The following is a 7,837-nucleotide window of genomic DNA, read 5'->3' as shown; positions in this document are numbered from 1 at the left end:
GGCCGGCGCCTGGCGGTGGCCGGCGTGCAGGCGCGAGGCAACGGTCGCCTGATCTGCCGCGGACGCTGCCGGCGCCGCGCGACCGGCGCGCAGCCCGGCTGGCGCGCTGCGGGCACCGCGCACTTCCCCCTGGCCATCCAGGGCGGCCGTCTCACCCACCAGGGTTTCCGCGCCCGGGCGCACCAAGCCGAGGCCGACCTGGGTCGCCGCTGCAGCCCCCGGGGCCCAGCGCGCGCCTTGGCCGGGCAGGCCCGCGCCCGGGTCGGTGGCATCCGCCGGCGCGGCCTGCGCCGATTCCGCGCCAGCCGGACGGCTGGCCAGCAACCAGGCCAGCGAGGAAGCTCCGGACTGGTCTTCCGGCGGAGTGAGCGCCTCCTCGGCGTCGGCCAGGGGAGCTGGCAGCGGCAAGCCGTCCGGCGCATCCAGGCCGTATCCGTCCAGGACGGACAGATCAGCTTCCACCAGCGGGGCCTCGGGCATGTCCCGGGACGCCCCGTCGGCCGCGCCCAGCGCGGACAGCAGCAGGGCAAAGCCGCCAGCGCTCGCCTGCTCTGCGCCCTCGGCTGCCTCGCGCCGCCCCGCGCCGCGCGGGCCGCGGGTCTCCATCCCCTGCGGGACCGTGGTCTCGATCCGACCATGCTGCATGGTCAATGCTCCTCATCGTAGGTGGCGCGCAGCCGCAGGGAAGCGCGCTCGTCAGTCTGTTTCTGCTCGCTGCGCGCGCGGCTGCGCTGCAACTCCGCCTGCCGGCGCTCCAGCACCTTGCGCAGGCTCGCCAGCCGCAGCTCCGCCTGCAGCAACGCCGCCTGCGCGCCCGCCACGCGCTCGTCCTGGCTCGCCACCACCCGCACCTGCAGCCCCGCAGCGTGCTCCAGCCGGCCCAGGAACTGGTAGGACGCGCTCATCACCTCCGGGCCGAGCACGCGCCCCTCGTGTGCCCCCCAGCGCTGCTGGATTTCCCGGGCGTAGCCTTCCAGCTGGTCCAGCTGCCCCTGCGCCGCCTGCCGCGCGCCCTGGACGCTGGCGAGCGTCTGGCGCGCGGCATCGCGGCGGCGCTCCGCCAGCTCGACCGCCACCGTGAAGGCCCTCAGCGATGCGTCCATGCCACGCTCCACCCCGTCCTGTCCGCGCCCGTCATCCGGCCTGCAGCGCCTGCGCCATGCCGGCGACGCTCTCGTCCATGGAGGCGCCCTCGAACATGTCCTGCTGCAGGAAAGCCACCAGGCCCGGCTGCAGCCGGATCGCCTCGTCGATCTGCGGGTCCGAGCCTGCCATGTAGGCGCCGACCTGGATCAGGTCGCTACTCTTTTGGTAGCGCGAATACACGGCGCGGAACCGGCGCGCCAGCTCGAAATGCTCGCGCGGCACCACGTTGTGCATCACGCGCGAGGCCGATTGCTCGATGTCGATGGCCGGATAGTGGCCCCCTTCCGCGAGTGCGCGCGACAGCACGATGTGGCCATCCAGGATGGCGCGCGCCGCGTCGGCGATCGGATCCTGCTGGTCGTCGCCCTCGCTCAGCACAGTGTAGAAGGCGGTGATCGAGCCCACGCCGTTCAGGCCGTTGCCGCTCCTCTCCACCAGCGCCGGCAGCTTGGCGAAGCAGCTCGGCGGGTAGCCCTTGGTGGCCGGCGGCTCGCCGATCGCCAGGGCGATCTCGCGCTGCGCCATGGCGTAGCGGGTGAGCGAGTCCATGAGCAGCAGTACGTGCCGGCCCTGGTCGCGGAAATGCTCGGCAATCGCCGTGGCGTAGGCCGCGCCCTGCATGCGAAGGAGCGGCGGCGCGTCGGCCGGCGCGGCGACGACCACGGCGCGGCCGCGGTCCTGCTCGCCCAGGATGTCCTCGACGAACTCCTTGACCTCGCGCCCGCGCTCGCCGATCAGGCCGACCACGATCACGTCGGCCTGCGTGTAGCGCGCCATCATGCCCAGCAGCACCGACTTGCCCACGCCCGAGCCGGCAAACAGCCCCAGGCGCTGGCCGCGCCCCACGGTGAGCAGCGCGTTGATGGCGCGCACGCCGGTGTCGAGCGGCGTGCGCACCGGGTCGCGCTCCATCGCGTTGATCGGGCTGCGGTCCAGGGGCTCGGCGCGCACCTGCTGCAGCGGGCCGCCATGGTCGAGCGGGATCCCTTGCGAATCCACCACCCGGCCCAGCAGGCCCGCGCCCATGGGCAGGCGCAGCACGCCCGCCTGCATGGCGCGCTCGGCGTCTGTGGCCTGCGGCTCGGCCCCCAGGCGCAGCGGCGGCACGAAGGGCGCAGCCGGCGTCACGCGCGCGCCGCTGGACAGCCCCTGTGTGTCGCCCGCGGGCATCAGATAGGCCTTGTCGCCGGCAAAGCCGACCACCTCGGCCAGCACCGGCGCATCCTGCGCGCCCATGCGCACCAGGCACTGGGCGCCCACGCTTGCGCGGATGCCCGCCGCCTCCAGCACCAGCCCGGTCAGGCGCGTGAGCGTGCCGCGCGTCTCCAGCGGCACGCCGCCCGACAGCCGCGCGCGCGCCTGCGCGGCAAAATCCTTCCAGGCGCTCGCGGGCTCAATCGCCATGGCCTGCCTCGCGCCACACGCCGGTCAGCCCCAGCGCCGCGATGGCGCGGCGCCAGCGCTTGTCCAGCGTGCCGTCGATGACCATCCCGGCCGACTCGACCAGGCACTCGCCCGGCCCGACGGCCGCGTCCGGCAGCCACTCGATGCGCGCGCCGGGGAATTCGCTGCGCAGCGGCTGCTCGAGCAGCCCCCAGTCCTGCGGGTTCAGGCGCACCGTCGCCGGACGGCTCTCGCCCACCAGCATGGACAGCGCCTCGCGCACCACCGGCAGCACGGCGTCGCGCTGCAGCGCCAGCTCGCGCCGCACCACCTGGCGCGCGATGTCGCAGGCCAGCTCCAGCACTTCCTGCGCCATCGCCTGCTGCAATCCACCGAAGCTCTCCTCCAGCGCACGCGCCAGGGCGCCGAGCCGCTGCGCCCCCTCCCGGCCCTGGCCGGCGATGTAGTCGTCCAGGCGCTGCTGCCATTGCAGCGCCGCCTGCTCCTGTCCCTCTGCCAGGCCTTGCGCGTAGGCCTCGGCGCGCGCCTGGGCGAGCAGCGCCTCGTGCTCGGCGGTCGGCAGGGTCGGGACATCGGGCTCCACGGCCGCGGCGGGCTCGGCCGGGCGCACCGGAGCGTCCAGCGGCTCCAGCACCGCTCCCTCCTGCGACACCGCGCCGAACTGCCACTGCGTGACCTCGCCCACCTCCTCCCTCGGGATGAAGCGCGTGTAATAACGGTTGCTGGGGCTGTGGCTCATCGATCGATTCCCGTGCTGCCTCACACGAAGGCGTCGTCCCCGCCACCCGCCAGCGCGATCTGGCCCTCGTCCGCCAGCCGGCGCACGGTCTTGAGGATCTCGTGCTGCTGTGCCTCCACTTCCGACAGGCGCATCGGCCCGCGCGACTCCAGGTCTTCGCGCATGGCCTCGGCCGCGCGCGTGGACATGTTGGCCAGGATCTTCTCGCGCACCTCCGGCTGCGCGCCCTTGAGCGCCACCACCAGGGTCTCCGAGGCGATCTCGCGCAGCACCGTCTGGATGGCGCGCCCGTCCAGCTTGGCGATGTCGTCGAAGATGAACATCTTGTCCATGATCTTTTGCGCCAGGTCGGGGTCGTGGTTGCGGATCGCGTCCAGCACGGTCGTGTCGGCGCCCGAGCGCATCAGGTTGATGATCTCCGCGGCCGTCTTCACGCCCCCGAGCGAGCTCTTGCGTATCTTGTCGCCGCCGGCCAGCACCCGGAACAGCACCTCGTTCAGGTCCTTGAGCGCGGTCGGCTGGATGCCCTCGATGGTGGCGATGCGCAGCATGATCTCGCTGCGCTGGCGCTCCGTCAGGTGCATCAGGATCGCCGAGGACTGCTCCGGGTCCAGGTGCACCAGGATCGCCGCGACGATCTGCGGATGCTCGTTGCGCAGCAGCTCGGCCACCGACAGCGGATCCATCCATTTGAGGCTCTCGATCCCGGAGACGTCGCCGCCCTGCAGGATGCGGTCGATCAGCAGCGCCGCCTTGTCGTCGCCCAGCGCCCGCTTGAGCACGGCGCGCACGTAGTTGCTGGTGTCGGACACCAGCAGGCTCTGCGCCGCCGCGTCCTGCGTGAAGCGGTCGATGACCTCGTCCACCTTCTCGCGCGAGACGGCGCGCATCCGGGCGATGGTCTCGCCGAGCTTCTGCACCTCCTTGGGCGAGAGGTGCTTGAAGACCTCGGCGGCCTCTTCCTCGCCCAGGGACATCAGCATGATCGCTGCGTCGTTCAGGCCTTTTTCGTCCATGGTGTCACCGGTCTCCTGTGCTGCGCGGCAGGGGCTGCGGCGCTCACTCGCCATTCACCCAGGTCTTGAGGATGCTGGCCACCGCCACGGGATTCTCGCGCGCCAGCGCGCGCGCCTTGTCCAGGCGTGCCTGCTCGGGCGTGGGCTGCAGCTCCTCGGCCGGTGCCGGCAGGGCCGGGCGCTCCAGCGCCTCCGATTCGATCGCATCGATCTGCGTCCCGGGCAGGGCAGCCACGGCGACCGCGGCCCGGGCACGGCGGCCGGCTGCGCGCGCCTTGAGCGCCGGGCGCGCCAGCCCGAGGATCAGGATCGCTGCCGCCAGCGAGATCCCCAGCGGCCAGGCGAGCGTGGTCACCAGCTCGCGCACCTCCGGCTGCTTCCACAGCGGCAGCTCGGCCGGCGGCGCCTCCTCCACCAGGAAGGGCGCGTTCATCAGGTTGACCGAGTCGCCGCGCTCCTTGTTGAAGCCGATGGTCTCGCGCACCAGCGCCGTCATCTGCTCGATTTGTTCCGGCGAGAAGGCGCGCGGCTGGGCGGACTTGCCCTCGCCCTCGCCCACCGGCGCGTAATTGACGACCACGGCGGCGTTCACCCGCTTGATGGTCCCGACGCCGCCGCGCGTGACCTGGGTGGTCTTGTCCACCTCGTAATTGGTCACGGACTCGCGCCGGCCGGGGTTGCCGCCCGCCGGGCCGCCCGCTGCGGCCAGCGGCTGCGCCGGCCCGTTGATGGGCGCATCGGCCCCTTGCGGCGGCTGGTTGCTCACCGCGCCGGGCACCCCCGTGGGCAGCTGGCTGCCGGGGGTGGTCCCGCTTTCCAGCACCTGCTGGCTGCGCACGGCGCTGGTCTCGGGCGACAGGTTGGGCCGGTGCTGCTCCACGGTGGAATCGGTGCGGCTGAAGTCCACCTCGGCCGTCACCTGGGCGCGCACGTTGTGGCGCCCCACCACCGGCTCCAGCAGGTCGATGATGCGGCGCGTGTATTGGGCCTCGATCTGCTGCACGTAGGCCAGCTGCTGCGCATCCACCGCCCCGCCAGCGCCGCCGTCGGGCGACTCCGACAGCAGCTTGCCCGTGTCGTCGAGCACGCTCACGGCGGACGGCGCGAGCTCTGGCACGCTGGAGGCCACCAAATGCACGATGCCCGCGAGCTGCGCGCGGTCCAGGAAGCGGCCCGGGTACAGGCTCACCAGCACCGAGGCCGAGGGCTTTTGCTGCTCGCGAAAAAAGCCATTCTGGTTCGGCAGCGCCAGGTGCACGCGCGCGCTTTGCACCGACGACAGCGCCTGGATGGAGCGCGTCAGCTCGCCCTCCAGGCCGCGCTGGAAATTGAGGCGCTCCTGGAACTGCGTGACGCCGAAGCGGCTGTTTTCCATCAGCTCGAAGCCCGACACCGAGCCCTTGGGCAGGCCCTGCGTCGCCAGCCGCAGGCGCGCGTCGTGCACCCGCTCGGCCGGCACCAGGATGGCGCCGCCGCCTTCGCTGTACTTGTAGGGAACGCCCATCTGCGCGAGTTGCGCGACGATCGCGCCGCCATCCTTGTCGTTGAGCCCGGCAAAGAGCACCCGGTAGTCCGGCTGGCGGCTGTAGAAGAAGGCGCCGGCGATGAGCACCAAGAGCAGGGCCGCCAGCGCCCCCCAGCGCAGCTGCTGCGCCCGCTCCATGGCGCCCAGGCGCGCCAGCAGCCCCGGCGCCGAGGCCGGCGCGGCGGCGGGATTCGGTACGGCGGGCACTTCGGCGACGGCGGAGGGCATCGGGGCGGTTCGTTGGGATCGGGTGGGAAGACAGGAGGCCCGGTGCAGGCGCATCACGGGGCGTTGCGGCGATTATGGAAGTCCTGCCCCGGCGCCGTTCGCCCGATAAGGCGGCCGATTGGCCATCATTTCCCGCATCTGCCGGGCGCGGCGGCCCCTACCATTGCGGCAGCCTTCCACCTCCTGCCCCTTGCCCATTTCCGGGGTTTTGCCATGGACCTGCGCATCAACAGCACCGCCCTGCCCGCCACGGGCACGCAACTCGCCCGCCGAGCCACTGCCCCGCAGGGCGGCGCCGGCGAAGTGGGCGGCGGCTTCTCGGCGGCCTTCAAGGACGCATTGAAATCCGTCAGCAGCGCCCAGGAGCGGGCGGCCGGCTTGCAGCGCGAGGTGCAGCTGGAGAATCCGGACGTGAGCCTGGAGGAGACCATGCTGGCGATGCAGAAGGCCCAGATCGGTTTCCAGGCGACGCTGCACGTGCGCAACCGGATGGTGCAGGCCTACACGGACATCATGAACATGCAGGTGTGAGGCGCCCGCTTCCGCGGGGCGGTCCCGCCGCGCCAGGAAGCCAGAATGCAAAAAGCCGGCCACCTCGCGGTGCCGGCTTTTTGCGTTGGGCGCTGCAAAAGGGGGCGGCCCTCCCGCGCCTCGCCCCGATTCAGTGCATCACCTGCGGCTGGCCCTCGAACAGGTGTTCGAACTGCGCCAGCCAGGGTTCGGCCAGATGGCGGATCTGCGCGTCGTTCTTCAGGATGCGCTGCATGATGCGCGTCTTTTCCTTGCGCTCCTCGGGGCTGAGTTCCTGAGCGCGCGCCTGGAAGCGCAGCTGCTCGATCAGCACCGCGCAAGCGCCCTCGCAGCGCACGACCTCGTCCCAGTCCTTGAGCTTGGCGGCTTCGAGCATGCGGGCGCTGCTTTGCTCGATGGCCTTGTAGTAGTCGATGAGTGCGCTGGGCGCCGCCATCTCTGTCATGGATGTAGCTTCCTGCATAGCTTGCCTCAGGCGTGTGCCCGCCCTCCGATCTCGCTCCAGGCGTCCATGACGGGCTGCAGCACGTTCTGAATCTCCTGCACGATCGACGCATCATTTTGCGCCTGGGCCTGCGCCAACCGCATCAGGCAATATGAATAGAGTTGGTGCAGGCTTGCGGCAACCTCACCGCCTGCGTTCATGTCGAGGCCGGCCAGCAGCCCCTCATCGAGCAAGCGGATGGCTTTCCCCAGGTAACGGGCCTTGGTCGCCACGTCCCGGCGCTCGATGGCGACGCAGGCGCTGGACAGGCACCTGCTCAATTCATCGAACAGCAAGGTGATCAGGCTATGGGGCGAAGCGCTCAAGACCCGCGAGTTCAGGTCTACCTGTCGATACGCAGCAGAGGCTCTGGCGCTGGGCGGGGTGTACATGCTGGGTCCTTCCATCTGTCGTCAATGCTCCCAGCATGTATCGGCCACATTCCGCAGAAGTTGAGTGCATGGACCTGAAAAATCGTCCAGGGAGGCGCGCGTTCGAGCAAGGAAAAGCATCTGCATATTCTGCCGCCCAGGACGCGGCACAGCGCATGGAGAAACGGAGCAAATGGGGTGCATGTCGGCCGTTCTCGCCGCGCCCCTCCCGCCAACGGGAGCCCTAAAGTTATCTCTGTAACGCCCGATAACACATGCAACGGGCTCCAAAGGCCCGTCGCCAGAGGCGCACAGGGCACCGCTGGCACCGGTTCAGCCCCCCTCATCCCAGCCAAGGAGCTCATCATGGCCATGACCATCAACACCAACGTT

General features: G+C 70.9%; 8 protein-coding genes and 1 pseudogene. 1 reads left to right on the top strand and 8 read right to left on the bottom strand.

The window, feature by feature from the left end; all coding sequences use genetic code 11:
- From A612_RS00120 to fliF, 6 genes and pseudogenes are all read right to left on the bottom strand, one after another.
- Positions 1-645: pseudogene (locus A612_RS00120) on the bottom strand (hypothetical protein); the annotation flags it as partial.
- Between the two features lie 2 nt (positions 646-647).
- The gene (fliJ, locus tag A612_RS00115; RefSeq protein WP_019372590.1) at positions 648-1,103 is read right to left on the bottom strand and encodes a flagellar export protein FliJ; all 456 of its coding nucleotides are present in this window, start codon (positions 1,101-1,103) and stop codon (positions 648-650) included.
- 31 nt (positions 1,104-1,134) lie between these two features.
- Positions 1,135-2,550, bottom strand: coding sequence for a flagellar protein export ATPase FliI (gene fliI / locus A612_RS00110; protein ID WP_019372589.1), 1,416 nt, complete (start codon positions 2,548-2,550; stop codon positions 1,135-1,137).
- On the bottom strand, positions 2,540-3,289 hold the full coding sequence (locus A612_RS00105; RefSeq protein ID WP_019372588.1) for a FliH/SctL family protein: 750 nt from the start codon (positions 3,287-3,289) through the stop codon (positions 2,540-2,542). The genes fliI and A612_RS00105 overlap by 11 nt, the downstream gene beginning before the upstream one ends.
- Positions 3,290-3,309: 20 nt before the next feature.
- Positions 3,310-4,305: a flagellar motor switch protein FliG gene (gene fliG / locus A612_RS00100; protein ID WP_019372587.1), complete on the bottom strand. Its 996-nt coding sequence runs from the start codon at positions 4,303-4,305 to the stop codon at positions 3,310-3,312.
- Between the two features lie 43 nt (positions 4,306-4,348).
- Positions 4,349-6,058 carry a flagellar basal-body MS-ring/collar protein FliF gene (gene fliF / locus A612_RS00095; protein ID WP_019372586.1) on the bottom strand — a complete coding sequence of 570 codons (1,710 nt, stop codon included), beginning with the start codon at positions 6,056-6,058 and terminating at the stop codon, positions 4,349-4,351.
- A 213-nt stretch (positions 6,059-6,271) separates the two neighbouring features.
- Here fliF and fliE point away from each other — a divergent pair, with 213 nt between their 5' ends.
- Positions 6,272-6,589 (top strand): flagellar hook-basal body complex protein FliE, encoded by a 318-nt coding sequence (gene fliE, locus A612_RS00090; protein ID WP_019372585.1) that lies wholly within the window; start codon positions 6,272-6,274, stop codon positions 6,587-6,589.
- A 130-nt stretch (positions 6,590-6,719) separates the two neighbouring features.
- On the opposite strand, the gene A612_RS00085 is transcribed toward fliE, so the two are convergent.
- The gene (locus A612_RS00085) at positions 6,720-7,034 is read right to left on the bottom strand and encodes a flagellar protein FliT (protein WP_040435219.1); all 315 of its coding nucleotides are present in this window, start codon (positions 7,032-7,034) and stop codon (positions 6,720-6,722) included.
- Between the two features lie 26 nt (positions 7,035-7,060).
- Entirely contained in the window at positions 7,061-7,465 is a 405-nt protein-coding gene (gene fliS, locus A612_RS00080; RefSeq protein ID WP_019372583.1) for a flagellar export chaperone FliS, read from the bottom strand.
- Positions 7,466-7,837: the final 372 nt, after the last annotated feature.

The sequence above is a fragment of the Melaminivora alkalimesophila genome, assembly GCF_000282995.1.
Classification (GTDB): Bacteria; Pseudomonadota; Gammaproteobacteria; order Burkholderiales; family Burkholderiaceae_C; genus Melaminivora; species Melaminivora alkalimesophila.
This window is presented reverse-complemented; position numbering and strand designations above follow the sequence as displayed.